Source organism: Novosphingobium sp. PP1Y, assembly GCF_000253255.1.
GTDB lineage: Bacteria > Pseudomonadota > Alphaproteobacteria > Sphingomonadales > Sphingomonadaceae > Novosphingobium.
In genome coordinates this window covers 580,800-606,311 of the sequence record NC_015580.1, presented here as the reverse complement: position 1 = coordinate 606,311, position 25,512 = coordinate 580,800, and the positions used below count along the sequence as shown (strand labels likewise).

Genomic DNA, 25,512 nt, shown 5'->3' with positions numbered 1-25,512 from the left:
CGGCAACCGGCGCGCCAGTCCGGGACTGGCGCGCCCAACCTCCCCGGGTTAACTTCATGAGCATATTGGTCGCCAGGGACAGAACCATGGAAGAGTTCACCGCACCGGACCGCGTCCTGATCGTCGACGACCATTCGCTGGTCCGTGACGGCCTGCGCTCGATCTTCGACGATACTTTCCCCGACTGCGAGATCCTCGAGGCGGACTGCCTGGAAAGCGCCCTGCAGGTGCTGTCGGCATCGGGCGACGTCGACCTGATGCTGCTCGACCTCAACATCCCCGACGTCTCGCACCTTTCCGGGCTGGAACGCCTGCGCGACGACTTCCCTGCGACACCGGTCGTGATGGTCTCGGGCGTGTGCGACCGCAACGTGGTGCGCGATGCATTGGCCGCCGGCGCGGCGGGCTTCGTGCCAAAGTCACTGAAGCGTGCCGCGATCGTCGATGCCCTGCAACAGGTCCTCTCCGGAGAGATCTATATGCCCGAACTGGAGGTCGACGATACGCAAGCCGCGGAAGAAGACCTCATCCGCGCGCGCATCGACAGCCTCACCCCGCAGCAGCGCGTCGTCCTCGGCCATCTCGTCGCCGGGCGGCTCAACAAGCAGATCGCCTATGAGCTGGACGTCTCGATGACGACGGTGAAGGCCCACGTCTCGGCAATCCTGCAGAAGATGAACGTCTTCAGCCGCACGCAGGCGGTGATCATGGCGGGAAAGATCGGTTTCAGGGGGTGATCGCGGCCAGGTGGCGCCAAGTTCCCCAGCCTTCGACAGGCTCAGGATGAGCTTGTCGAAGTTCTCTGCCAAACCGCGCCTGGTCAGATCACCTCGAGCTGGCGCAGCAGGGCCCGCAATTGAGCGGGCTTTACCGGCTTGTGCAGGACCGGAAGCGACAGCCCGGCAAGCCGCGCCTTGGTCTCCTCGCCGCGATCGGCGGTAATCACCATTGCCGGCACTTGCGAGCCCGCCTTCTCACGCAGCTGGGCAATTGCGACATCCCCGGTCACCTCGTCGTCGAGGTGGTAGTCGACGATCAGCATGGCCGGGCCCTGCTTCATGGCAGTCAGCGCGGCCGGGTCCTGCGGATCGCCGACGGCGACGACATCGAGCCCCCAGTTCTCCAGCAGGGCTTCCATGCCGGAAAGGATTGCCGGGTCGTTGTCTACCACGAGAACGAGCCCCCCGGCTTCGCTGGCGCCGTTCACGGCTGCAGGCCGCGCTTCGGCCGGCAGCGCAGCCGGTTCGGCGCGCGGCAGGCGGATCGAGAACGCCGCCCCCGCTCCCAGTGCCGTTTCCAGGCCGAGCTCATGGCCGAGCATCGTCGAGACGCGGCGCACGATGGCAAGGCCCAGCCCCTTGCCCGGGATCTTCTGCGTCTTGCCGATGCGGCGGAACTCCTCGAAAATCTCGTCACGATCGGACGCGGCTATGCCCGGGCCGGTGTCGCGTACGGTGACGACCACCTGATCGCCCTTCAGGGTCAATTCCACCGCGACGCGGCCCTCTTCGGTATAGCGGATCGCGTTCGAGACGAAATTCTGCAGCACCCGGCGCAGCAGGCGTTGATCGCTGCGCACCCACAGCGCGGTTTCGGGAACGTCGAAGGCAAGTTTGCCGGCCTGCGCCAGCGGGGCGAACTCGATCCGCAAGGCGCGCAGGATCTGGTTGAGCGAGATATCGGTGAACTCGGGCTGGATCGCCCCGGCATCGAGACGCGAAATCTCGAACAGCGCTTCGAGCAAGTCTTCCACCGAGTCCAGCGCGGTCGAGGCCTGCTGCACGAGGCTGTGCGACTTGGCCGGCATGTCCTGCCCGTCCATCGCCGAAACGAACAGCCGCGCGGCATTGAGCGGCTGCAGCAGGTCATGGCTGGCAGCGGCGATGAAGCTGGTCTTCGAACGGTTGGCCGTCTCCGCCTCATTCTTCGCCTCGACGAGCTGGCGGTTGAGATCGACGAGTTCGGCCGTGCGTTCGGCGACCCGCCGCTCAAGCGTCTCGGCTGTCTCGGTCAACGAACGCTGGAACCGCACGCGGTCGGTCACGTCGTCGAAAGTGAAGACCATGCCGCCGTTCTTGAGCGGGACCGAACGCACGGTGAAATGCCGTTCGGCGATCATGCACTGGGTCGCCACCTGCGCAGCCCCGCCCTCGCGCCAGTCGAGCGCATCGGGCCGGTCGAGACCAAGATTGAGGATACACCATTCCGAGAGCGCGGCGTGATTGTCGAGCCCGTTTCCCGGGGCGTCCGTACCCAGCCCGAGGATCGTCAACATGCCCTCGTTCCAGGCCTGCAGGCGCCGCTGCGGATCGAACAGGCAGACGCCTTCGGACAGGGTATCGAGCGTCGCCTGCAGCGCAAGGTTGCGTTCGGCCAGTTCGCGGGCGCGCTGCCGGGCGTCCTCGGCCTTGACCGAGGTGATGTCGGTGTAGATGCCGACGGTGCCGCCGTCGCTGGTCTTGAGTTCGTTGATCTGGATCCAGCGCCCATCCGACAGCGCCTGCACATGCGCACCCTGCGCCAGGCGATGGCGCGCCACCCGGTCCTGCAGCCAGCGTTCGGGTGCATCGCGCGATGCCAGGGCCGCACCCGACTGGGCAAGGTGCGAGGCCAGCTGCGAGAACTCGGGCGCGGCCTCGCTGATGTCCTCGAAATAGGGAAAGATCTTCAGGAAGGCGCGGTTGCACAGCACCATGCGGTCGTCGCTGCCGAAAAGCGCGAAGCCGTCGCTCAGCGACTCGATCGCATCGCGCAGAAGGGTCCGGGCCGAACTGGCCGCGGCATGTGCGGCGGCCAGTTCGGCATTGGCATCGTTGAGGCGGCCCAGCGCTTCCTCGAGCGCCCCGGTGCGGTCGCGCACCATGGCTTCCAGCGAAATCGCCGTCTCGAACATCGAGAACGCCCCGCCCTGAATGTCGGTCGAGCGCTCGACCCGATCCATCAGCGCCGCATTGATCTTTTCCAGCCGGGCAATCCGCAGCTTCAGCTCTTCCACCTCGCCGGTATCCGCCGCCATGCCCATCGCCATCAGCGTCCGATCGCCAGGCCGCTGAAGGTCTGGTTCATGTGCGCGGCCAGGAACTGCTCGCCATACGTGCTGAAGCCCAGTACGTTGAACTCGGAGTAGAGCGCCGAAATCTCGCGCGAGATCTGGCGGTCCTCGGCATCCAGCCGGTTGAGCACGCAGTCGAAACCGATGATGTGATCGATCTCGCCGACCCGCGCGCCCACCTTGCCGAACAGTTCGCGCAGCCAGGCAATGCGGTCGACCGGCTCGCCGATGGTCAAGACCACCCCGGTATCGATGGCGCAGTAGAAAGTCAGGCTGCCGTCGGGATTGGCCGACTGGATCGAGCGCACGTGGTACTGCCCGCCGGTGCGCACCATGGGCGGATGGGCTGCGAAGAAGTGGACGTCGAGCGTCTCGGCCGGGCTTCCGGCAAGCCGCCGGTATTCTTCCGCAGCCGGCGCCGCGTTGATCTCGAAGACCGTGCGCGTTTCCGGATCGGCCTGCGTGATGACCATCTTGGCCGGACCGGGCTGGTAGTGACTGGCACTGAAGACGTGCATCGGCCGCCGGCTGGTGAGCAGCGCGATTACCGCGGCATCGGAATGAAATTCGCCCTCGTGCAGCACCGCGGTCTCTGCAAAGGATAGGTCGTCCCCACTCGAACCGCCGATGAGCTGGACATCGCCCAGGGCGTGCTGCGCCGTCATCGTCAGCAGTTCTTCGCGGTGCGAAAGGCCATCGACGAAGAACAGCGCGACCTGATGCAGGTCGCCGGCCGCGCCATGATCCAGCCGCGCGCCGGAAACGAGCTGGCGGATCGCTCCTTGCGCCGTCTGCGGATCGAAATGATCGAGATCGTCGAAGCGCAGCGCCGCCATCGAAAAGCTGGAGGCCGGAAAGCCGATCAGCAGAAGGCTGTCGGTATCGTAACCGCGATCGGTCAGTTCCCCGGCGCTGGTGCAGCCGACCAGTGGCACCCCCGGCAAAGAGCGGCCCAGTTCGCGGGCCAGGTCGTCACGCGGATAGCGGTGCGAACAGAACAGCAGGCCGCCGGCCAACTCGCAGCCGTCCAGCCCTTCGACAAGTTCGGCCACGGCAGCCACCGGGTCCTGCGCGCGCGAGGTGCTGGCCACCAGCCGGTCCTTGCCATGCTGCACTTCCATGTCCATTCGCCTGTCTCCCGCCGGCCTCGCTTCTGTCTTGCGAGCGAGTGCCGGTCTCCCGGATTCCTAGGGCCATGCCAGCCGGCCGCCAAGGAAATTCGGGCCAATTCTTTCGGTCCTATCGGCTCTCGTTTCCCGGGGGCGCATCCCCGCGTCGAGGCTCTCCGGCCGCCGCCAGCGCCTCGGCCTCGGCATCGCTGAACACGCGCGACCGGATGATGAAACGCACGCCCTCGGGAGCCTCGAGGCTCATGCCCGATCCGCGGCCCGGCACGACGTCTATGGTGACCTGGGTGTGGCGCCAGTATTCGAATTGCGCCGCGCCAATCCAGACCTGCGTATCGCCCGTTAGTGTGCCCAGCAGTACATCCTGACCGCCGACGCGAAACTCGCCCGCGCAAAAGCACATCGGCGCAGATCCGTCGCAGCAACCGCCGGACTGGTGAAACATGAGATCGCCGTGCTTCGCCCGCAAGCGCTCGATCCACGCCTCGGCCTCGGGCGTGGCAAGGATGCGGGCGGGCACGGCAAGGCTCATGGCGCGAAAGGGCGACGCGTGGCCCGGGGGCCACCCGTCGGCGCAAGGGTTCCGGTGCCGGTCATGGGCTGGTGGAGAGAAGGGACCGACACCGGTAAGCCTGCAAAGGCCCGAACCGAGGACATCAGAAGAAACCGAGTGCCTTCGGACTGTAGCTGACCAGCAGGTTCTTGGTCTGCTGGTAATGGTCGAGCATCATCTTGTGGGTTTCGCGCCCGATGCCCGACTGCTTGTAGCCGCCGAAGGCCGCATGGGCCGGGTAGGCATGGTAGCAGTTGGTCCACACGCGGCCCGCCTGGATACCGCGACCGAAGCGGTAGGCACGGGTGCCGTCGCGGCTCCAGACGCCGGCGCCCAGACCGTAGAGCGTGTCGTTGGCGATCTCGAGCGCCTCTTCATCGCTGGAAAACTTCGTCACGGAAAGAACCGGACCGAAGATCTCCTCCTGGAAGATGCGCATCTTGTTGTGCCCTTCGAAGACGGTCGGGCGCATGTAGTATCCCTGGGCCAGCTCGCCTTCCTGCACGAAGCGTTCGCCGCCGGTGAGGACCCTGGCGCCCTCGCCCTTGCCGATGTCGATGTAGGACAGGATCTTCTCGAGCTGGTCGTTCGATGCCTGCGCGCCGATCATCGTCGAAGGATCGAGCGGGCTGCCCAGCTTGATCGCCTCGACCCGGGCAATCGCCTTTTCCATGAAGCGGTCGTAGATCGATTCGTGGACGAGCGCCCGGCTCGGGCAGGTGCAGACCTCGCCCTGGTTGAGCGCGAACATGGCGAAGCCTTCGAGCGCCTTGTCGAGAAAGTCGTCGTCCTCGGCCATCACGTCGGCGAAGAAGATGTTGGGGCTCTTGCCACCCAGTTCCAGCGTGCACGGGATCAGGTTTTCCGACGCATACTGCATGATCAGGCGGCCGGTCGTCGTCTCGCCGGTGAAGGCGATCTTGGCGATGCGCTTGTTGGTGGCAAGCGGCTTGCCGGCCTCGATGCCGAAGCCGTTGACGATGTTGAGCACCCCGGCAGGCAGGATGTCGGCGATCATCTCGGCCAGCACCATGATCGCCATCGGCGTCTGCTCGGCAGGCTTGAGCACCACGCAGTTACCCGCGGCGAGAGCCGGGGCGAGCTTCCAGGCCGCCATCAGGATCGGGAAGTTCCACGGGATGATCTGGCCAACCACGCCGAGCGGTTCGTGGAAGTGATAGGCCACGGTGTCGTGATCGATCTCTGCCAGCGAACCTTCCTGCGCGCGAACGCAGGCGGCGAAGTAACGGAAGTGATCGATCGCAAGCGGGATGTCGGCAGCCGTCGTCTCGCGGATCGGCTTGCCGTTGTCGATCGTCTCGACAAGCGCGAGCTTGTCGAGATTGGCTTCCATTCGGTCGGCAATCTTCAGCAGGGTGTTGGAACGCTCGATGGTCGAGGCGCGGCCCCATGCCTCGCGGGCGGCATGGGCAGCATCGAGCGCAAGTTCGATGTCCTCCGCCGTGCCGCGCGCGACCTGGCAGACGACCTGGCCGGTGACGGGCGAGATATTGTCGAAATACTCGCCCCGGACCGGGGCCACCCACTTGCCGCCGATGAAGTTGTCGAAGCGTTCGCGGATCAGCGAATCGCCGGTGAATTTGCTCATGGCCTGTTCCAGCATCCCAATCTCCATTCATGTTCTGGCATGAAGTTTCGATGGGCATTGTGCGCCTGTCGGGATGGCCCGCCAATTGTACCTTGGACCGATAGAGCCCCGCCGGCGGCGAACCGCGCCGCAGGCCGCTGGGTGGCCCCAAGCTATGGATAAAAGCGCCTCGCACCTTTGATTCCCCTGGTCCGCCTGCTTAATGCAGGACCGGTGAGTGCAGAAATCGTCATCGGCCAGACCCCCAGCGGGGAGGCGATCAGGATAGACATCAAGGAGCTTCTCGCGACCCGCCTGCTGGTGCAGGGCAATTCCGGGTCCGGCAAGTCGCACCTGCTGCGCCGCCTGCTCGAAGAGAGTGCCTCCATCGTCCAGCAGGTAGTGATCGACCCCGAAGGCGATTTCGTCAGCCTCGCCGAGGAATTCGGCCATGTCGTGATCGACGGAGCGGCCTATGGCGAGGCCGAGATCGTCCGGCTCGGCGCGCGCATCCGCCAGCACCGCGCCTCGGTTGTCCTTGCGCTCGACGAGCTGGAAATCGACCAGCAGATGAAGTGCGCCGCGCAGTTCCTCAATGCCATGTTCGATGCCCCGCGCGAACAGTGGTACCCGGCGCTGGTTGTGGTCGACGAGGCGCAGATGTTCGCGCCTGCCGCCGCCGGCGAAGTTTCCGAGGAAGCCCGCCGCATATCGCTGGGCGCGATGACCAACCTGATGTGCCGCGGGCGCAAGCGCGGCCTCGCCGGGGTGATCGCCACCCAGCGCCTTGCCAAGCTGGCCAAGAACGTCGCGGCCGAAGCATCCAACTTCCTGATGGGCCGCACCTTCCTCGACATCGACATGGTGCGCGCGGCCGACCTGCTGGGCATGGAACGCCGCCAGGCCGAACAGATCCGCGATCTTGCGCGCGGCCAGTTCCTCGGTCTCGGCCCGGCCATCGCGCGCCGCCCGGTCGCGGTGAACATCGGTTCGGTCCGGACCGGCGCGAAGTCGGTGACGCCCGGCCTCGCCCCGCTGCCGACCGCCAGCACCGAGGACATGCGCGAACTGCTCCACGCCGACCTGCACGTCGAGCCCGAGCGCCCCGAATTCCCGCGCCCGGCGCCGCGACCGCGCCTCGATGTCGAGGAGCTGTCGGCCAGCATCGCGACGTCCGACAGCGTCGCCGATCCCGCCCCGCGCCCCGAACGGCCCGAGCCCGAGCCGGAAGAAAACCGCGCGGCGATGGTCGAGATCCTCAACGCCATGGCGCAGGAGGAGGACTGCACGTTCCAGTCCTCGACCACGCTGTTCCAGGATTTCACGATCCGCTGCCGGATGAAGGGCATTTCGATCCGCGGCCTCGACGCCACGATGTTCCGCCGCGGATTTGCCGCCGCCCTTGCGGGGATCGAGGATCCGGAGGACGAACGCTGGCTCGACCTGCTCAACCTAGCCAAGCACGTGCCCGACGACGCGCTGGCGACGTTCTACGTCATCGCCCGCGCAGCTATGGACGGAAAACCGTGCCCGGACGACATGGAACTGGCGCGCATCTACGGCACCAGCAGCCCGCGCCGGGTCCAGCGCCTGCTCGATTATCTGGAAAAGGACGGCCTGATCGTCGTGCGCACCGACTTTTCGGGCAAGCGATCGGTCGGCCTGCCCGATCTGGGCGTGACGACAACCCCCGTCGAGGCGTAAGACAGGCCGGACATGGCCGAAATCATCAACCTTCGCCTGGCCCGCAAGGCCAAGGCCCGCGCCGCCGACAAGGCGCAGGCGGACAGCAATCGCGCCCGGCACGGACGCACCGCGGCAGAGCGCAAGGCAACCGAGGCCGAAGCGGAGCGGCTTGCCCGTACGGTCGACGGTGCACGACGCGAAAAGGACTCCGACAGCAACGGGGGCCCGGACTGATGCGCACGACTTACGAGAGCGCGACAGTGCGCCTCTATCACCTCGATGCCGGTCCCGAAGGCGGCGCGGCACATACCCTGTTCTACGGCCCCCTGTCCGAAGCCATGCGAATCGCGGCGCAGCAACCCGAAGACGTGCAGGACGGGCTGTTCATCGCCACCGACAACGACGTGGTGGCCTACCTCGACCTGTTCGAAAGCTGATCCCTCGCATTGCACCTGTGCGGCCAGGGGAAAAATGCCCGGTGCAGGATCGCGGAGAGAGAATGGAAGAGAAGCGATCCGGCACCGGGCCAATCAACGCCCGCGTCCGACTTCGGGCGTCAGGGAAGCAACTATGCTATCGATTGTATAGCCCGTAAACTCTTAAAAAATCCAACACGCCCTATCGTTGAAAGACCGTGCCCCTGGCGCCGATTTCCCTAGCGCCATTGTACAAAGGCTCCGCTTGCCATACCGGCACCTGCGATGAGCAGGCTCGATTCCCTTCTCAAGTCCGCGCTGGCGCGGATCGAGAGCGCCGGACAGCGCCGCACCTTGCGCGCGGCTGCCCTTGCCGGCGGCGGCCGCGTGATCCGCGAGGGCCGCGAACTCGTCGACTTTTCCAGCAACGACTATCTCGGACTTGCCCGTCATCCCCTGCTGATCGAGCGTTCGCGCGAATGGACCGCACGATTAGGCACCGGCTCCGGCGCATCGCGGCTGGTCACGGGCACGAGCGATGCGCATCTCGCGCTCGAAGCGCGCATCGCGCAGTTCAAGGGGACCCAAGCCGCATTGATCTTTGCCAGCGGCTGGCAGGCCAATGCCGCGGTCATCCCCGCCCTGCTCGCAGCCGTACCGGGCGCCGCCATTTTCACCGACCGGTTGATCCACGCCAGCATGCACGCAGGCATCGCCATGGCCGGCGTGCGCCAGCACCGCTTCAGGCACAACGACCTCGACCACCTCGAGACGTTGCTTGCCGACAAGGGACGCGATGCCCCGGCCCGGGTGATCCTGACCGAAAGCGTGTTCAGCATGGACGGCGACCGCGCCGACATGGCACGCCTTGCCGCCATCGCCGAAGCGCACGATGCCGTGCTCTTCATCGACGAGGCCCATGCCACCGGCGTCCTCGGCCCCGGCGGCGCGGGTCTTTCGGCCGAAATTCCGGGCCGGGTCGACCTGATCATGGGCACCTTCAGCAAGGCGCTCGGCGGATTCGGGGCCTATGTCGCGGGCTCGCAGGCGCTGATCGACTACCTCGTCAACACCGCCAGCGGCTTCATCTTCACGACCGCGCCGCCCCCTGCGGTGCTGGGCGCTATCGACGCCGCGCTCGACCTCGTGCCCGGCATGGACGCCGAGCGCGCCCACCTCGCGGCGCTGGGCGACCGCCTGCGCGCGGGCCTGTCGCGGCTCGGCCTCGACCATGGCGCCTCGAGCACCCAGATCGTGCCTGCCGTGATTGGCGCAGAAGCCGATGCCATGGCGCTTTCAGCCCGGCTGGAAACGGCAGGCTTGCTTGCCTCCGCGATCCGCCCGCCCACGGTTCCGCCCGGCACCAGCCGCCTGCGCATCGCCCTGCGCGCCAGCCAGAGCGAGGCCGACGTCGATGCCCTGCTGACAGCCATAGAGGCGCACCGTTGAAGCTGCTGTTCTGTCACGGCTGGGGATTCGACCGGCACTTCTGGGACACGCTGGCCCCGCTCCTGCCCGAATGGGAGCAGCTGCGCGACGACCGTGGCTATTTCGGCGACGCGCTGGCCCCGGCAGTCGAAGGTCCCTGCCTGGCGGTAACCCATTCCTTCGGCACCATGCGGCTCCTCGCCGATCCGCCGCCGGGACTGGCCGGTCTCGTCGCCATCAACGGGTTCGAGCGCTTCACTGCCACGCCCGACTGTCCGGGCGTGCCGACCCGCGTCGTCGAGCTGATGCTGCGCCAGTTCGGCCGCGATCCGCGAACGGTCCTTGAAGACTTCCGCCGGCGCGTCGGATGCGACGCGGCTTTCGCGCGGATCGATCCCGCTCCCCTGCGCGATGACCTGCTGAGCCTGCGCGATGCGCATCCCCCCCTGCCGGAAGTTCCCGTTCTGGTCGTGCAGGGCGCCAGGGATCCGCTGCTTCCGCAAGCCATGCGCCAAGGCTGCTTTGCCGGTATCGCGGCACGGCACCTGAGCCACGAAGGCGGCGGCCATCTGCTCCCCCTCGAAGACCCGGCGTTTTGCGCGCAGGCGGTCCGCGACATGGCTGGGTCCCTCGCATGAGCGGGCAACGCGAACGCATCATCCGGGCCTTCGCCAAGGCGCCGGACTACGAGGACCATGCCCGCGTCCAGCGCAGCGTCGCCGAAGCCCTTGCCGCGCGCATTGCCGCACTTGCGCTGCCGCAAAGCCCGCGCGTGCTGGAAATCGGCTGCGGCACCGGCTTCCTGACGCGTGCGCTGCTCGCGGCCGATGTCGGCGGAGACTGGACGATTACCGACATCGCACCCGAAATGGTCGAGCGTTGCCGCGCCAGCCTCGGCGATGCGCCCTCGCGCCGATTCGCTGCGATGGACGGGGAATTCGGCACCCCGGAAGGCGGCCCTTTCGATCTCATCTGCTCCAGCCTGGCCCTGCAGTGGTTCACCGACGCCCCGGCCGCGCTGGCCCGCATGGCCGACTGGCTCGCGCCGGGCGGTCACTGCCTCGTGACCACTCTCGGCCCCGGCAGTTTCGCCGAATGGCGCGAAGCCCACGCGGCCGAGGGGCTGGTCGCCGGAACCCCGGAATTCCAGCCCATCGAAGACTTCGCCCGACTCGCCCCGGCCGCGCTCGACGTCGAGGCGCACGTGGAATGCCATGCCGATGCCCGCGCGTTCCTGCGCTCGCTCAAGGCCATCGGCGCCGGCACGTCTTCGCCCCGCCATCGCCCGCTGCCGCCCGCCGCCCTGCGCAGGGTCATGGCGCGTTTCGAGGCTTCCGGAAGCGCTGTCACGTACGAGGTCGTGACCTGCCACCTTCATCGCGCTAGGTGAGCCCGCGATGCCAAACACCCCCATCATCGTCACCGGCACCGACACCGAAATCGGCAAGACCGTCTTTGCCGCCGCCCTGACCGGCGCGCTCGGCGCTTGCTACTGGAAGCCCGTGCAGGCCGGACTGGAGGCCGACGGCGGCGACCGCGACCGTGTGGCCCGTCTCGCCGGGATCGCGCCCGAGCGTGTGCTGCCCGACGCCTATCGGCTCTCGACACCCTGCTCACCCCACCTCGCTGCCGAGATCGACGGGGTCGTCATCGACCCGGATCGGCTCGCCCTTCCGCAAGTGGACGGCCCGCTGGTGATCGAAGGAGCCGGCGGCGCTCTGGTGCCCCTGACCCGCCAGATGACTTACGCCGACCAGTTCGCGCACTGGCGATGCCCGGTCGTCCTCGTCGCGCGCACCGTGCTGGGCACGATCAACCATTCGCTGCTGTCGATCGAGGCGCTGCGCGCGCGCGGCATCGACATTCTCGGCGTCGCCTTCGTCGGCGATGCAGTGGAAGACAGCGAGGCGACGATCTGCGAGATGGGCAAGGTCCGCCGTCTGGGCCGCCTGCCGCGGCTCGATCCGCTGACGCCCGAAACCCTGCGCACGGCCTTTGCCGAACATTTTCGACTGGAGGATTTCACCCGGTGACGTCATCTGTCTGGCACCCCTTCACGCAGCACGGCCTGCGCGAACCGATCCCGCTGGTCGAACGCGCCGAGGGCGCCGTGCTCCACACCGCGGACGGCAAATCCTACATCGATGCGATCTCCTCGTGGTGGGTAACGACGCACGGGCACTGCAATCCGAAGATCATGGCCGCCATCGCCGAACAGGCTGGCAAGCTCGACCAGATGATCTTCGCGGGCTGGACCCACGAACCCGCAGAAGCCGTCGCCGCGGGCCTGCGCGAAATCATGCCGCAGAACCTGACTCGGGTGTTCTTCTCCGATTCGGGATCGACCGCCGTCGAAGTCGCGCTGAAGATGGCGCTGGGCTACTGGCATGCGCGCGGCGAGGCGCGGCACCGCATCGTCGTGATGGAGCACAGCTACCACGGCGATACGATCGGCGCGATGTCGGTCGGTGCGCGCGGCGTGTTCAACCAGGCCTATGAGCCGCTGCTGTTCGACGTCGCAACCGTGCCCTTCCCCGCCGCGGGGGCGGAACAGGCCGCGCTCGATGCGCTGGAGGCGATCTGCCGCAAGGGCGATGCGGCGGCATTCATCGTCGAGCCGCTGGTGCTCGGCGCAGGCGGGATGCTGTTCTACGCGCCGGAAACGCTGGCGCGGATGCAGGAGATCTGCACGCAGCACGACGTCCTGTTCATTGCCGACGAAGTGATGACCGGCTGGGGCCGCACCGGCACCCTGCTCGCGTGCGAGCAGGCCGGCGTTTCGCCCGACATCCTGTGCCTCTCCAAGGGACTGACCGGCGGCGCGGTGCCGCTTGCGGTCACGATGGCGAACGAGGCGATCTTCGAGGCGCACTGGTCGACCGACCGCGCGAAGATGTTCTTCCACTCGTCCAGCTACACCGCCAACCCGCTCGCCTGCGCGGCAGCCCGCGCGAACCTCGAGATCTGGCGCGAGGAGCCGGTGCGCGAGCGTATCGCCGCTCTCGCCAAGCGACAGGCGCAGTGGCTCGATAAGCTCGGCAGTTTCTGCCACTTCGACAATGCCCGCCAATGCGGAACGATTGCTGCGCTCGACCTCAAGACGTCGGGAGAAGGCGGCTATCTCGACACTTTGGCGCCCGACCTCATGGCCTTCTTCCGCGAGCGCGGCATCCTGCTGCGTCCCCTGGGCAACACGGTCTATGTCATGCCGCCCTACTGCATCGGCGAGGATCAGCTGGCCGATGTGTGGAATGCCATCGGCGAAGCCGTGATCAGCTTCTGAGCGGCAGGGCTATTCCGGCTCGACCGGCGCCTGGTCACATGTGGCAAGATCGACGAAGGCCTTGCCCACTTCGGTAAGCCTGCCCCCTGCGACCAGCCCGGAATGCAGCTTCCAGCCGTCGAGCCCTTCGTAGAGACCGAACCATGCGTGCCGCTCGACATAGGGCAAGTCATCGAGCATCGCCGAGGCGCGGCGGAAGAACGCTGCCTGCTCGGCAAAGGAAAAGCGGTCTGGCCGCGACCAGTCCGCCAGCGCCCATTCGGTGACCCAGACGGGACGGCCGTAAGCCTCGTGGACCCGCTCGAGGTAGCCGCGGAAAGCGTCGATGTCCGGCGACTGCGTGTAATAATGGACGGCGATGAAATCGACGCGGTAGCCGCGCTCCGCTGCCCCTGCCATGAAGCGCCCAAGCCAAGTGCTTGGGCCCACTTCGTTGCCCGTACGCGTCGCCGGTGAACCGAGGCGTTTTCCGGTCGCCATCAGCGTCGGCCAGTAGGCCAGCGCCAGTTCGACGCTCATGTTCGCCTGCTTCGCTTCGTCCGGTTCATTGAAAGTCAGCAGGACCGGCGAAGGCGCGGCGAAGACTTGCGGCAGATCGCTGCCAGACCGCATCATCGGCACGAAGCCGGGATCGCGAAGATCCGTCCGGGCCTGCCAGGTATGGAACCACCCCCCGTGGAGCCGCTCCAGATCTGCTTCCAGTGTGCTATCGCCCTCGAGGGGCCAAGCGCCGATCCCGAGTTTCCCGGCATGGTCGACCGGGCATCGCCCCGCATGGGCCGCGCCCGGAACAGACAGGCTGAGGGCCACCGCGAGTAAGGGCAACAGGCGAATTGCGGGGATAGCGGCGCGGGCCATGGCAAGGGCTTCAACGCGCGGGGGAGGTGCGCGGTTGCGGCGGGGCCTTGCGTCCCCGCCATCGCTGCGATCAGGCGTAAGGCGGCTTGTGCTGGCCTGCCGGGCTGAGCGTGAAGATCTCGCAGCCGTCCTCGGTAATGCCGATCGAGTGTTCGAACTGGGCCGAAAGCGACTTGTCACGCGTGACCGCGGTCCAGCCGTCGTTGAGAAGCTTCACCGGCGGCTTGCCGAGGTTGATCATCGGCTCGATGGTCATGAACATGCCCGGCTTCAGCATCGGCCCCGTGCCGGCGCGACCGGCGTGGACCACTTCGGGCGCATCGTGGAACAGGCGGCCGAGGCCATGGCCGCAGAATTCGCGCACGACGCCGTAGCGATGCGCTTCGGCATGGGCCTGGATGGCCGCGCCGATGTCACCCACGCGGTTGCCCGGCTTGGCCTGCTCGATGCCGATCATCAGGCACTCGTAAGTCACCTCCACCAGCTTGCGCGCCTTCAGCGAGGGCTCGCCCGCGAAATACATGCGGCTGGAATCGCCATGCCAGCCGTCGAGCAGCGGGGTCACGTCGATGTTGAGGATATCGCCTTCCTTCAGCGTCTTTTCAGAAGGAATGCCGTGGCACACGACATGGTTGATCGAGATGCAGCACGAATGCGCATAGCCGCGATAGCCCAGCGTTGCCGGAACGGCGCCGCCATCGAGCGTCAGTTCGCGAACCTTGTCGTCGATTTCAGCCGTGGTGACGCCCGGCTCCACCATCGAGGCCACTTCATCGAGGATCGCTGCGGCAAGGCGTCCGGCCTTGCGCATGCCCTCGAAAGCCTCGGGTCCGTGCAGCTTGATGGTGCCGTCGCGCAGGACGGTTTCACTTCCGGGTTCGACAATCTGGTATTCGCTCATGGCCCCCACATAGCGATCTTGCTCGCCAAATGCGAGATGCTCGCAAGCGCGAAGATCAGCCGCCGCTCGAGAAGCTGTCCTTGTAGGCGGGCTTCACCGTGTCGAGCACGGCCGGAGTGACCGGCAGGGTGATCTCGTATGTGCCTTCGGCATAGGGCCCGGCCGCGTAGGGACCGACGAGGATTCCGAGGCGATCGAAAGTCTTGCCGTTCGACGAGCCGAGAATGACCGTACTTTCGAGCGGATCGATACAATCGCTGAACATGTCGTCGCTGCCGCGGCGTACCGGCACCCCACGCCGCTTCTCACGCTCCTTGTCGAGCGCATTGCAGAAAGGCCTGCGGATTGCCGAGCGCAGCGCCGATTCGCTGGTGAACAGGGCCTCGGGCTTGCGGGCCGCGTCAGCCTGCTTGTCCCACAGCAGCGAATCGAAACCGCTCATGCCATGGGCACCGCCGGAAAAGACGTAGAACTCGGAGGACAGCGACAGCCAGCCCGGCAAGTCGGTCACCACCTTCCACGAGGTCTGGCTGCTATGCGCGTGATAGGGAAAGTCGTTCTTCTTCGCCTCGCGCCGGTCATCGCGCGATTCGGAGATGAGCGCCTTGCGGGTTTCGTCCAGCTTGGCATCGAGCCTTGCGCGCAGCCCGGGGATTGCGCCGGCCTGGTCCGGGTACTCGTAGGCGAATTCGTAAAGATCGTTCGAGGCTTCTTCCTTGCGGCCCATGGGCGCGGCAGCTTGCGCAACCTGCGAAGCCCCGTCGCTGGCCGCCCCTTGCGAGGCCATGCCCGCTCCCGCAGGACCGGCACTGGCCTCGCTCGAGGCTGAAAGCGAAGGCTGATCCTCGGGGGCATCGGCCTGCTTGCCCGAACAGCCGCCTGCCAGGAGAACGCTTGCCAACACCAATCCGCCAATTCGCATAATTTTCCTCTCGCACTCAGGCCTGAGCCAACGCTAGAGAAACTCTATATGAGCGACAAGAACCCATTGATTCAGCCGGACCGGGGCCAGAAGGCCGTGGCGATCCACCTCGTCGACAAGGACGGACTGGACGCCTTCCTCAAGGAACGCACCGCTGCCCAGCGCGCTGCGCTCGAAGCGCACAAGTTCTCCGCCGATGCAGGCGAACACGCGATCGTCCCCGATGGCGACGGCTGGATCGTGGTGGCAGGCGTTGCCCGGACCGGGGAACTGTCGAGCTGGTGCCTGGCCAAGCTCGCCGATGCCCTGCCCGCCGGCACCTATCGCTGCCATGGCGCCGAACCGGGGCGCGCCATGTTCGGCTGGATCACCGGGCAGTACAGCTTCGACCGTTATCGCTCCGATCCTTCCGAAGAAGGCCCCCGCGTACTGCTGACCGCCGAGGCGGGCAAGATCGACGCGATCACCGCCGAGGCCGAGGCCGTCGAACTGGTCCGCGACCTCGTCAATACCCCGGCCGAGGACATGGGCCCCGGCCAGCTCGAGGCAGAGGCCGAGAGCCTTGCCAAGGCCTATCGCGCCGAGATCCACGTGACCCGCACCGACATGCTCGAGCGCGAGTTCCCGATGGTCCATGCCGTGGGCCGCGCCGCCGGGCGCAGCCACGCCCCGCGCATGATCGAGCTGGAATGGGGCGATCCCAGGCATCCGAGGATCGCCATCGTCGGCAAGGGCGTCTGCTTCGATTCGGGCGGGCTCGACATCAAGCCGTCCTCGGGCATGCTGCTGATGAAGAAGGACATGGGCGGCGCGGCACATGCCCTGGCACTGGCGCGGCTGATCATGGACGCGAAGCTGCCGGTGCGCCTGCACCTGCTGGTCCCCGCCGTCGAAAACGCGGTTTCAGCCAACTCCTTCCGCCCGGGCGACGTCCTGCGCAGCCGCGCAGGCATCTCGGTGGAGATCGGCAATACCGATGCCGAAGGCCGCCTGATCCTCGGCGATGCCCTTGCCCGGGCCGGCGAGAAGGAGCCGGAGCTGATCATCGACTTCGCAACTCTCACCGGCGCGGCGCGGGTCGCGCTCGGCCCCGACCTGCCCGCACTCTTTGCGCGCGAGGATGCAACCGCGCAGGCCCTGCTCGACGGCGGCCTTGCCAGCGACGATCCGTGCTGGCGCCTGCCGCTGCACGAAGGCTACCGCGAAATGCTCAAGTCCGACGTGGCCGACATCAACAATGCAGGCACCGGCGGCTTTGCCGGCGCCTGCACCGCGGCGCTGTTCCTCGACCGTTTCGTGCCCAAGGGCGTCGACTGGGCCCACTTGGACACTTTCGCCTGGCGCCCCTCGGCCAAGCCGGGTCGTCCGAAAGGGGGAGACGCTTTGGGTCTGCGGGCGAGCTGGAATATGCTAAGACAGCGCTACGGCAAATGACTCGCCGAAACCTTGCTTCTTGGCCATGCCCCAGCTAAGCGCGCCCATCTTTGACTTTGGAGACATGACCGCGTTGGCCATCCAGGATTCCCATACCCGTCCCCCCCGGATCGACGGCATTCTTGCCATGACCGGGCCGAGCGTGACCGCGGATCCCGGCTGTCTTCCGGTTCGCGGAGACCTGGCGCACATCAAGCTCGCCGGTCTCTACTTCGTGCCGCACTACTCGGTGCCGATGCCGCACAAGGTGCTTCCGGGCGCCGTCCTGCGCAGCGCCGGGCGCGAGGACGCGGACGCGATCCGCGAACTGCCCGCGGGCGAAACCTTCAACGTGCTGGATATCGCCGGCAACTGGGCCTGGGGCCAGCTCGGCGAGGAAGGCCAGGTCGGCTACGTCGCGCTTTCCGGGATTGAGGTGATCGGGCAGTGAGCGCGACGGTCTTCATCGACGGCGCCGCCGGCACCACCGGGCTTGAAATTGCAGAGCGGCTCGGCAGCCGCAGCGAGTTCGACCTCATCGTTCTCGACGACGAACGCCGCAAGGACGCCTCGGCGCGCGCCGAAGCGCTGAACGACGCGGATTTCGTCGTGCTGTGCCTGCCCGACGACGCCGCCCGCGAAGCCGTGGGAATGATCCGCAACGACCGGACCCGGGTGATCGACGCATCGACCGCCTACCGCACCGCCGATGGCTGGACTTACGGCTTCCCCGAGCTGGTCGGCCGCGATGCGATTGCATCGGCCATGCGCGTCAGCAATCCGGGCTGCTATCCCACCGGCTTCCTCGCCCTCGTCGCGCCGCTCGTGGCCGCGGGACTGCTGCCGGTCGACTGGCCCTATGTGTGCCACGCCGTTTCCGGTTACTCGGGCGGCGGCAAGGCGCTGATCGGCCGATTCGAGGAAGACCGCGACATCGCATTTCGCGCCTATGGCCTGACCATGGGCCACAAGCACGTGCCCGAAATGACAGTTCATGCTGGCCTTTCGATCCCGCCGATCTTCGCGCCCGCCGTCATCGCTGCGCATCGCGGCATGGTCGTCGAAGTGCCGCTGCACCTCGGCGCCATGAAGAACGCCGGCTCGCCCGAGGCCCTGCGCGGAAAGTTAAGCGAGACTTATACAGGCAGCCCGATCGTCTCGGTCGTCGACGACGAACCGGGTGAACTGCTGCTGCGCGCCTCGATGCAGCCGGTCGACACGCTGACCCTGCGCGTCTTCGGCTCTGCCGACGGCAGCCAGGCCCGCCTCGTCGCCATGCTCGACAATCTGGGCAAGGGCGCCAGCGGCGCCGCGGTCCAGAACCTCAACATCATGGCCGGCCTGCCGGAAACAGCAGGACTGCGTCTCTGACGAGCCGGCCTTGCGCACCGGTGCCGTTGCAGCGCCGATTGCCCCGCCAAACAGTGCTCCCGGGGTGGGAACGACCGGCAAGCCCTACCGGCTGCCCGTTGCCTTACCCGGTTTCCGAATCCAACCCACCGCGCCTCGTGTCGACGCCTTCTTGGGCGCACTGCACAATTTTGAGGCAGGGCTTGCCTGAATATTGAACAGATGTTGTGCACTGCGCCTGTCGAACATTGCCGAAACACCCTATTCGATAGGGTAAATCGAGCGATTCCGGTCTTTTCGCGACTGCACACATGCCCTACCTAGTGGGCAACCGTATTGGCACGATTCTTGATGGGAGTCGCGCGCGAGGCATCTGGTTCCCGGACCGGAAAACCTCTTCGGAAATCCGGGATCAAGTGCAGGGGTCTAGACAGGCGTGAAAAAGATCGAAGCCATCATCAAGCCGTTCAAGCTCGATGAAGTGAAGGAAGCGCTTCACGAAGTGGGCGTTTCGGGCATCACCGTCACCGAAGCAAAGGGCTTCGGGCGTCAGAAGGGGCATACCGAGCTTTATCGTGGTGCCGAGTATGTCGTGGACTTTCTGCCCAAGGTGAAACTCGAGGTCGTTGTTGCCGACGCCCTGGCGGACCGCGTGGTCGAGGCGATTGCCGAAGCCGCACAGACCGGGCGCATCGGCGACGGCAAGATCTTCGTCATCCCGGTCGAGACTGCTGTGCGCATCCGTACCGGCGAGCGGGACGACGACGCCCTCTGATCCGAGGGCCATCTCAAAATTCCGGCTTGAGCCGGACTGGGGAACAATCCGGCACGGGGGGCCGGTAAAATTCCTGGAGTGCCAATAACCCCTGATCCCCTGCCGCGCGGCGGCAGGGCAAGACTGGAGAACAACGCAAATGGCAAGTGCAAAGGACGTCCTCAAGCAAATCAAGGACGAGGAAATCGAGTGGGTTGACCTCCGCTTCACCGACCCCAAGGGCAAGTGGCAGCACCTGACGATGGTGTCCTCGGTTCTTGGTGAGGACGAACTGGAAGACGGCCTCATGTTCGACGGTTCGTCGATCGAGGGCTGGAAGGCCATCAACGAGTCGGACATGATCCTCAAGCCCGACCTCGACGCCGTCTATGTCGATCCGTTCTCGGCCACCCCGATGCTGATCCTGTTCTGCGACATCGTCGAGCCTTCGACCGGCGACCTCTACGGACGTGACCCGCGCTCGACCGCCAAGCGCGCCGAAGCCTTCGTCAAGGCTGCCGGTTTCGGCGACACCGTCTACGTCGGCCCCGAAGCCGAATTCTTCATGTTCGACGACGTGAAGTTCTATGACGGCTACGACGGCAACGGCTTCAAGCTCGACGACATCGAACTGCCCGGCAACTCGGACAAGTCGTACGACACCGGCAACCTTGCCCACCGTCCGCGCGCCAAGGGTGGCTACTTCCCGGTCGCTCCGGTCGACTCGGCTGTCGACATCCGCGCCGAGATGGTCTCGACCATGATCGAAATGGGCCTGCCCTGCGACAAGCACCACCACGAAGTGGCCGCCGCGCAGCACGAACTCGGCCTGACCTTCGGCACGCTGGTCACCACCGCCGACCGCATGCAGATCTACAAGTACGTCGTGCACATGGTCGCCCAGGCCTATGGCAAGACCGCCACGTTCATGCCCAAGCCGATCATGAAGGACAACGGATCGGGCATGCACACGCACATCTCGGTCTGGAACGAAGGCAAGAACACCTTCGCCGGCAACGGCTATGCCGGCCTGTCGGATACCTGCCTGTACTTCATCGGCGGCGTCATCAAGCACGCCAAGGCCCTCAACGCCTTCACCAACCCGACCACCAACAGCTACAAGCGCCTGGTGCCGGGCTACGAAGCCCCGGTCCTGCTCGCCTACTCGGCGCGCAACCGCTCGGCCTCGTGCCGCATCCCCTACGGTGCGGGCGACAAGGCGAAGCGCGTGGAATTCCGTTTCCCCGACGCGATGGCCAACCCCTACCTGTGCTACGCCGCGCTGCTCATGGCCGGCCTCGATGGCATCAAGAACAAGATCCATCCGGGCGACGCCATGGACAAGAACCTCTACGATCTGCCGCCGGCCGAACTCGCCGAAGTGCCGACCGTCTGCGGTTCGCTGCGTGAAGCTCTCGAGGCCCTGGCCGCTGACCACGAGTTCCTCATCGAGGGCGGCGTGTTCACTGCCGACCAGATCGAAGCTTACCTCGAACTGAAGTGGCCGGAAGTTCTGCGCTGGGAAACCACGCCGTCGGCCGTCGAGTTCGACATGTACTACAGCGCCTGATTTCGCTCCCTTCTCCGGAAGGGACAATCGGTTCGCCGAGTGGGGCGCCTGGAGCAATCCAGGCGCCCTTTTCCGTTTGCGCGCTCCTGCTCCCCCCTTGTGGTGACAAATGCACACCGCAGTCAGCGCCGATTAATCGCAGCCGGTCCACCCCGTCGCTCGCCCGAGGCGGCGAAGAGTCCCCAAGGAACGAACTGTCGCCGATCCGCGTTGCAACTGCCAACCCAAGGAGATGCAAATGATGCAAAGGATCTTCATCGGCAGCGTGGCAAGCCTGGCCCTGATCGCCGGGGCCGCTTCCGCCGCGCCCGGCGGCAACGACCATGGCAGCGATCACGGTAGCGGCCACGGCAAGGCCCAGGGCGGCGGCAGGGAAACCGTGCAGGGCAATGCCAAGGGGCCGCAGAATGACCACAAGGGCCCGCCCGCATCAAGGCCCGACAACAAGCCCGACAAGCCGCAATCTGGCGGTAATGCCCATATCCAGGCAAAGCAGGACAGAGCGGCAATGCAGGCTTCGCATCCGACCATGCGCTCGCCGGTCCGCGACGCCCCGGCCAAGGCGGAAAAGCACCAGCAGGCCGGGAACGGGGCCCAGCACATGGCCGAGCGCAAAGTCGACAGGAAGGCCGACGACGACCATCCCGGCAACAAGGGCGCCAAGGCCGTTGCTGCCGGCCCGCGTCCGCCACAGCGCAAGGACGTCAAACGCGTCAGCTACAAGGGTCATGGCGGCAAGAAATTCATCGTTCCCACCAACGACCGGGTCCACGTGATCACCGATCGCCGCATTTTCGACTGGGCCTCGCTCGAGCGTCGCCATGCCTACGACGGTTGCCCGCCGGGCCTCGCCAAGAAATACAACGGTTGCACCCCTCCCGGCCTCGCCAGACCGCGCGACGTCAGCTGGGTCGATCCGGCCTGGTACTTCAGCGACTACGACCGGTCCTATCGCTACCGCTATGCCGACGGCTACATGCTGCGCCTGGGCGCTGGCGACAGCATCCTGAGCTACATTCCGCTGCTGGGCGGCGCGCTGGGTATCGGCCAGACCTGGCCCTCCGCCTATCAGCCGGTGACGCTGCCGTCATACTACGACAGCTACTACGATCTCGGCCCCGACAGCGGCTATCGCTACTACGACGACACGATCTACCGCGTCGATCCGGATACGTCCTCGATCCGCTCGGTTGCGGCGCTGCTGACCGGCAACGACATCCGGATCGGCCAGCCGATGCCGATGGGCTACGATGTCTACAACGTGCCTTACGACTATCGCGACCAGTACTACGACGGACCGGAGGCAATGTATCGCTATAGCGACGGCTACGTCTATCAGATCGATCCCACTACGCGGCTTGTGCAGGCCGCCATCGAACTGCTTGTCTGATCGGGAGGGAAACCAGGATGCGGATCAAACACCTCGCCATTGCGCTGCTTGGCGGCGCCAGCCTTGCCACCGCCGCCTGCTCGGGCGGAACGCCGGAGGACACCGGCACCGGAGCCGCCGAGCTTGCCACGCCCGAAACCGAATCGCTGCCTGCCCTGCTCGACGATGCGGATGGCCTGCAGACTGTGGCGGAAGCCATCAAGGAAACCGGCATCAGCGGCATTTTTGAAGGAAAGGGCAGCTATACGCTGCTTGCGCCCGAGGATGCCGCCTTTGCGGCCCTGGGCGATTCGGCCAAGGAGCTGACGGGCAGCGAAGACCATGCAGCGCTTGCGGCCTTGCTCAAGGATCACCTGATCCCCGGCTACCTGACCCCGCAGGACATTTCCGCGGCGATCGACGCCAGCAAGGATGGCGAAGTCTCGATGCCCACGGTGAGCGGGGAAGAGCTGATCTTCACCCGCAAGGGCGATTCGATCTCGGTCTCCGCGCCGGACGGATCGGAAGCGACGTTCGACGGCGAAGCGCTCGCCGGCGGCTCCAGCATCGCCATACCGCTGACCGGGATCCTCAAGAAGATCTGATCCTCTGCACCTGTCACGAAGGCCCGCTTCACTTCGCTGCGGCGGGCCTTTGCCTGCCGGGGTTCCAAAAACCATTTTCCTACAGACCCGCTTGCGGTTTACTTGGATCGCCTTTCCGCACCGAACCGGGGAGGTCCCTTCCAGATGAATCGCAAACCGATTTTCGATGCCGTGCGCCAATTGCTCGGCCGCGGCTTCCGGCCATCCGACATTGCGTTGCTCGACGCAGCCATCGACCGCGCCGACAACGACAGCCCCGTCCCTGCCGATCTTGCCCTCGGCGAGGCAGGTCGCGCCCTGATCCGCAAGTGGGAAGGCTGTGCCAGGCGCCGGTCGGACGGCCGCTTCGAAGCCTATCCCGATCCCGGCAGTGCCACGGGTGAGCCCTGGACGATCGGTTGGGGTTCAACCGGAGCGGACATAGGCAAGGGTCTGATCTGGACGCAGGCGCAATGCGACGCCCGCTTCGACAGGGACATCGCGCGCTACGTCAACGAGGTCCGCGATGCGGTAGGCGATGTGGCGACGACGCAGCGGCAGTTCGATGCCCTCGTCTCGTTCCACTACAACACGGGCGCCATCCGCAAGGCCACGCTCACCCGCCTGCACCGCGAGAGGCGCTTTGCCGAGGCGGCTCTGGAATTCGCGAAGTGGATCTACAACGACGGCAAGCCGCTATCCGGCCTCAAGAATCGACGCGCGGAAGAAGCAGCGCTCTACCGCGCCTGACCGAATGCGCGTCGCGCCGGATCGTCAGTTGGCGATGGAGGGTACGCCGTCCTTGCGCCCACCGGCACCGGCCTTGCCATGTCCATCCGGGTTCTTGACGACGGCAGCGATCAGCTTGTCCTGCTCTTCGGGCGAAAACCGTTCCCAGCCCGAACGGCCAAGGCGTTCCATCGGCCGGTAACGCACCTTGTACTGCATGCGCGGCGAGCCTTCGACCCAGTAGCCGAGGTAGACGTAGGGCAGGCCCATTTCCTGCGCCTTATGGATATGGTCGAGGATGATGTAGTTGCCCAGCCCTGCCCGCGATTCGTGCTCGGGGTCGTAGAAGCTGTAGATCATCGACAAGCCGTCGCACTGACGATCTGTAAGGCATGCGCCGACAAGGCGACCCGGAGTCACGCCATCGGCCGAGGGTTCGCGATATTCGATGACGAAGCTGGTGACTGGCGTGTGCTCGACCATGTCGGCGAAATCGACCTCGTCCATCGAGGTCATCCCGCCTTCGGGATGGCGCGCGCTAAGGTACTTCTGCAGGAGCTGGAACTGCTCACCGGTCGACCAGGGACGACATACGGTGGCGATCAGGTCTCCGTTGCGCTTCATCATGCGCTTCTGGGTTCCCGATGGCGTGAACTCGCTCGCGACGACACGCACCGAGACGCAGGCATTGCAGTCAAGGCAGGACGGGCGATAGGCGACGGTCTGGCTGCGGCGGAAGCCGATGCGGCTGAGCGCATCGTTCAGGGAGTCCGCGTGTGGCCCCTTGAGTTCCGTGAACACCTTGCGTTCGCTGCGCCCAGGCAGATAGGGGCACGGCGCAGGGCTCGTTACAAAGAACCTCGGAAATCGAACGGGAGCCGTCACGGAGGCGCCTCTTCCTTTACTTGTTTGCGACCATAGGCCTTTCAGTTGCAGAGCGAATATGCATGCGCGGGCAGTTAGTTGAAAGTCTTTTAACTACAAAACTGCCCTCGAACCGGAGGTTTCGCCCCGGAGTACCCCTGGCCATTTCAACTTGTCCCGGTTCGGGGCGTAAGTGAATCAAAACCTTAGCACTTCCAAGACTAGTCCATTCCCGATCAGGCATCTTGCGCCACCTTGAGCGAAAGTCCCCCGTCAATCCTGACCGTAGCCCCGGTAATATAATCGGCTCGGTCGGAAAGCAGGTAGCCGACAAGCTCGGCGACTTCCTCCGGACGACCCGCCCGGCCCCAGGGAATCGCGTCGGCCTTGCGCGCCCGCACCTGCGGATCGTCCAGCGCGGCCTGGTTCATCGGCGTCAGGATCATGCCCGGCGCCACGCCGTTGACCGCGATTGCGCGCGGCGCCAGCTCCAGCGCGAGCGTCGCAGTCAACTGGGCCAGCCCGCCCTTGGCGCTGTCGTAGTCGACGGCCCCGGCCCGCGGCGCCGATTCGTGAATGGATGAGACATTGACGATCCGGCCCCCGCCCTGCCCCTCGAGGCCGCGGACGAAACGGCGACAGCTCAGGAACGGACCGTAGAGGTCGGCACGCATGACGGCATCGAAATGCTCCAGCGTCATGTCCTGCACCGCCGTCCCGCTCATGTTGCGGCCTGCACTGTTCACCAGCAGGCGGACCGGACCGAAGGCGGATTCGGCAGCTGCGAAAAGTGCCTCGACGTCTTGCTCGTTACCGACATCGGTATCGCAGGCGATAGCCCGCCCGCCGTTGGCGTGGATCCGGCCGATGACTTCGTCAGCCTCCTCCGGTGCATGAAAGTGCGTGATCGCGACCGCCAGCCCGCGTCCGGCCAGCGCCATCGCGCAGGACTTGCCGATCCCCGAACTGCCGCCGGTCACGACCACGCAATCGCCGGTGAAGTCGAGATAATCGAGTGCCATGCCCCAGCAACGCGCGGCAACGCGTCCGGGTTTCAAGGGCCGG

The 25,512-nt window shown here is 65.9% G+C and carries 26 protein-coding genes; 17 read left to right on the top strand and 9 right to left on the bottom strand.

What is annotated here, in order from left to right; translation table 11 throughout:
- Positions 1–56: 56 nt before the first annotated feature.
- The gene (locus tag PP1Y_RS09095) at positions 57–737 is read left to right on the top strand and encodes a response regulator transcription factor (protein WP_013831971.1); all 681 of its coding nucleotides are present in this window, start codon (positions 57–59) and stop codon (positions 735–737) included.
- Between the two features lie 83 nt (positions 738–820).
- Here PP1Y_RS09095 and PP1Y_RS09090 read toward each other — a convergent pair whose 3' ends face one another.
- The 4 genes from PP1Y_RS09090 to adh form a co-directional block, all read right to left on the bottom strand.
- Positions 821–3,028, bottom strand: a complete 2,208-nt coding sequence (locus PP1Y_RS09090; RefSeq protein ID WP_041558710.1) for a PAS-domain containing protein — start codon at positions 3,026–3,028, stop codon at positions 821–823.
- Positions 3,028–4,173 (bottom strand): FIST N-terminal domain-containing protein, encoded by a 1,146-nt coding sequence (locus tag PP1Y_RS09085; RefSeq protein ID WP_013831969.1) that lies wholly within the window; start codon positions 4,171–4,173, stop codon positions 3,028–3,030. Before PP1Y_RS09085 ends, PP1Y_RS09090 begins: the two co-directional genes overlap by 1 nt.
- Before the next feature lie 118 nt (positions 4,174–4,291).
- The gene (locus PP1Y_RS09080; RefSeq protein WP_013831968.1) at positions 4,292–4,711 is read right to left on the bottom strand and encodes a DUF779 domain-containing protein; all 420 of its coding nucleotides are present in this window, start codon (positions 4,709–4,711) and stop codon (positions 4,292–4,294) included.
- 124 nt (positions 4,712–4,835) lie between these two features.
- Positions 4,836–6,356 (bottom strand): aldehyde dehydrogenase, encoded by a 1,521-nt coding sequence (adh, locus tag PP1Y_RS09075; protein WP_013831967.1) that lies wholly within the window; start codon positions 6,354–6,356, stop codon positions 4,836–4,838.
- Positions 6,357–6,554: 198 nt separating this feature from the next.
- On the opposite strand from adh, the gene PP1Y_RS09070 reads away from it, so the two are divergent.
- From PP1Y_RS09070 to PP1Y_RS09035, 8 genes are all read left to right on the top strand, one after another.
- Complete coding sequence (locus PP1Y_RS09070; protein WP_041559215.1) at positions 6,555–8,024, top strand: ATP-binding protein; 1,470 nt, start codon at positions 6,555–6,557, stop codon at positions 8,022–8,024.
- Between the two features lie 12 nt (positions 8,025–8,036).
- Positions 8,037–8,240, top strand: coding sequence for a DUF4169 family protein (locus PP1Y_RS09065; RefSeq protein ID WP_041558709.1), 204 nt, complete (start codon positions 8,037–8,039; stop codon positions 8,238–8,240).
- Complete coding sequence (locus tag PP1Y_RS09060; protein WP_007013133.1) at positions 8,240–8,443, top strand: hypothetical protein; 204 nt, start codon at positions 8,240–8,242, stop codon at positions 8,441–8,443. The genes PP1Y_RS09065 and PP1Y_RS09060 overlap by 1 nt, the downstream gene beginning before the upstream one ends.
- 264 nt (positions 8,444–8,707) lie before the next feature.
- Positions 8,708–9,871 carry an 8-amino-7-oxononanoate synthase gene (locus PP1Y_RS09055; RefSeq protein WP_013831965.1) on the top strand — a complete coding sequence of 388 codons (1,164 nt, stop codon included), beginning with the start codon at positions 8,708–8,710 and terminating at the stop codon, positions 9,869–9,871.
- Complete coding sequence (locus PP1Y_RS09050; protein WP_041558708.1) at positions 9,868–10,488, top strand: alpha/beta fold hydrolase; 621 nt, start codon at positions 9,868–9,870, stop codon at positions 10,486–10,488. The genes PP1Y_RS09055 and PP1Y_RS09050 overlap by 4 nt, the downstream gene beginning before the upstream one ends.
- The gene (locus PP1Y_RS09045; RefSeq protein ID WP_041558707.1) at positions 10,485–11,240 is read left to right on the top strand and encodes a methyltransferase domain-containing protein; all 756 of its coding nucleotides are present in this window, start codon (positions 10,485–10,487) and stop codon (positions 11,238–11,240) included. Before PP1Y_RS09050 ends, PP1Y_RS09045 begins: the two co-directional genes overlap by 4 nt.
- Positions 11,241–11,247: 7 nt before the next feature.
- The gene (bioD, locus tag PP1Y_RS09040; RefSeq protein ID WP_041558706.1) at positions 11,248–11,883 is read left to right on the top strand and encodes a dethiobiotin synthase; all 636 of its coding nucleotides are present in this window, start codon (positions 11,248–11,250) and stop codon (positions 11,881–11,883) included.
- Positions 11,880–13,133 (top strand): adenosylmethionine--8-amino-7-oxononanoate transaminase, encoded by a 1,254-nt coding sequence (locus PP1Y_RS09035; RefSeq protein WP_041558705.1) that lies wholly within the window; start codon positions 11,880–11,882, stop codon positions 13,131–13,133. Before bioD ends, PP1Y_RS09035 begins: the two co-directional genes overlap by 4 nt.
- Before the next feature lie 9 nt (positions 13,134–13,142).
- Here PP1Y_RS09035 and PP1Y_RS09030 read toward each other — a convergent pair whose 3' ends face one another.
- The 3 genes from PP1Y_RS09030 to PP1Y_RS09020 all read right to left on the bottom strand — a co-directional run bounded on the left by PP1Y_RS09030 (position 13,143) and on the right by PP1Y_RS09020 (position 15,796).
- Positions 13,143–13,991, bottom strand: coding sequence for a glycosyl hydrolase (locus PP1Y_RS09030; protein ID WP_013831963.1), 849 nt, complete (start codon positions 13,989–13,991; stop codon positions 13,143–13,145).
- A gap of 70 nt (positions 13,992–14,061) precedes the next feature.
- Positions 14,062–14,892: a type I methionyl aminopeptidase gene (map, locus tag PP1Y_RS09025; RefSeq protein WP_007013125.1), complete on the bottom strand. Its 831-nt coding sequence runs from the start codon at positions 14,890–14,892 to the stop codon at positions 14,062–14,064.
- A gap of 55 nt (positions 14,893–14,947) precedes the next feature.
- The gene (locus PP1Y_RS09020) at positions 14,948–15,796 is read right to left on the bottom strand and encodes a DUF4163 domain-containing protein (protein WP_232512713.1); all 849 of its coding nucleotides are present in this window, start codon (positions 15,794–15,796) and stop codon (positions 14,948–14,950) included.
- A 66-nt stretch (positions 15,797–15,862) separates the two neighbouring features.
- On the opposite strand from PP1Y_RS09020, the gene PP1Y_RS09015 reads away from it, so the two are divergent.
- The 8 genes from PP1Y_RS09015 (at position 15,863) to PP1Y_RS08980 (ending at position 23,604) form a co-directional block, all read left to right on the top strand.
- Complete coding sequence (locus PP1Y_RS09015; RefSeq protein WP_013831961.1) at positions 15,863–17,248, top strand: M17 family metallopeptidase; 1,386 nt, start codon at positions 15,863–15,865, stop codon at positions 17,246–17,248.
- Positions 17,249–17,312: 64 nt separating this feature from the next.
- Positions 17,313–17,678: an SH3 domain-containing protein gene (locus PP1Y_RS09010; protein ID WP_007013122.1), complete on the top strand. Its 366-nt coding sequence runs from the start codon at positions 17,313–17,315 to the stop codon at positions 17,676–17,678.
- Positions 17,675–18,598: an N-acetyl-gamma-glutamyl-phosphate reductase gene (argC, locus tag PP1Y_RS09005; RefSeq protein WP_013831959.1), complete on the top strand. Its 924-nt coding sequence runs from the start codon at positions 17,675–17,677 to the stop codon at positions 18,596–18,598. The genes PP1Y_RS09010 and argC overlap by 4 nt, the downstream gene beginning before the upstream one ends.
- 415 nt (positions 18,599–19,013) lie before the next feature.
- On the top strand, positions 19,014–19,352 hold the full coding sequence (locus PP1Y_RS09000) for a P-II family nitrogen regulator (RefSeq protein WP_007013120.1): 339 nt from the start codon (positions 19,014–19,016) through the stop codon (positions 19,350–19,352).
- Positions 19,353–19,491: 139 nt separating this feature from the next.
- Positions 19,492–20,901 carry a type I glutamate--ammonia ligase gene (glnA, locus tag PP1Y_RS08995; RefSeq protein WP_007013119.1) on the top strand — a complete coding sequence of 470 codons (1,410 nt, stop codon included), beginning with the start codon at positions 19,492–19,494 and terminating at the stop codon, positions 20,899–20,901.
- A 238-nt stretch (positions 20,902–21,139) separates the two neighbouring features.
- Positions 21,140–22,291 (top strand): hypothetical protein, encoded by a 1,152-nt coding sequence (locus tag PP1Y_RS08990; RefSeq protein WP_232512586.1) that lies wholly within the window; start codon positions 21,140–21,142, stop codon positions 22,289–22,291.
- A 17-nt stretch (positions 22,292–22,308) separates the two neighbouring features.
- Positions 22,309–22,875 carry a fasciclin domain-containing protein gene (locus PP1Y_RS08985; RefSeq protein WP_013831957.1) on the top strand — a complete coding sequence of 189 codons (567 nt, stop codon included), beginning with the start codon at positions 22,309–22,311 and terminating at the stop codon, positions 22,873–22,875.
- Positions 22,876–23,019: 144 nt separating this feature from the next.
- Entirely contained in the window at positions 23,020–23,604 is a 585-nt protein-coding gene (locus tag PP1Y_RS08980; RefSeq protein ID WP_013831956.1) for a lysozyme, read from the top strand.
- Between the two features lie 24 nt (positions 23,605–23,628).
- Here PP1Y_RS08980 and PP1Y_RS08975 read toward each other — a convergent pair whose 3' ends face one another.
- Together PP1Y_RS08975 and PP1Y_RS08970 are read right to left on the bottom strand one after the other, a co-directional pair.
- Positions 23,629–24,468: an arginyltransferase gene (locus PP1Y_RS08975; RefSeq protein WP_013831955.1), complete on the bottom strand. Its 840-nt coding sequence runs from the start codon at positions 24,466–24,468 to the stop codon at positions 23,629–23,631.
- A 215-nt stretch (positions 24,469–24,683) separates the two neighbouring features.
- A complete protein-coding gene (locus PP1Y_RS08970) occupies positions 24,684–25,469 on the bottom strand; it encodes an SDR family NAD(P)-dependent oxidoreductase (RefSeq protein WP_013831954.1) in 786 nt (261 codons plus the stop codon).
- Positions 25,470–25,512: the final 43 nt, after the last annotated feature.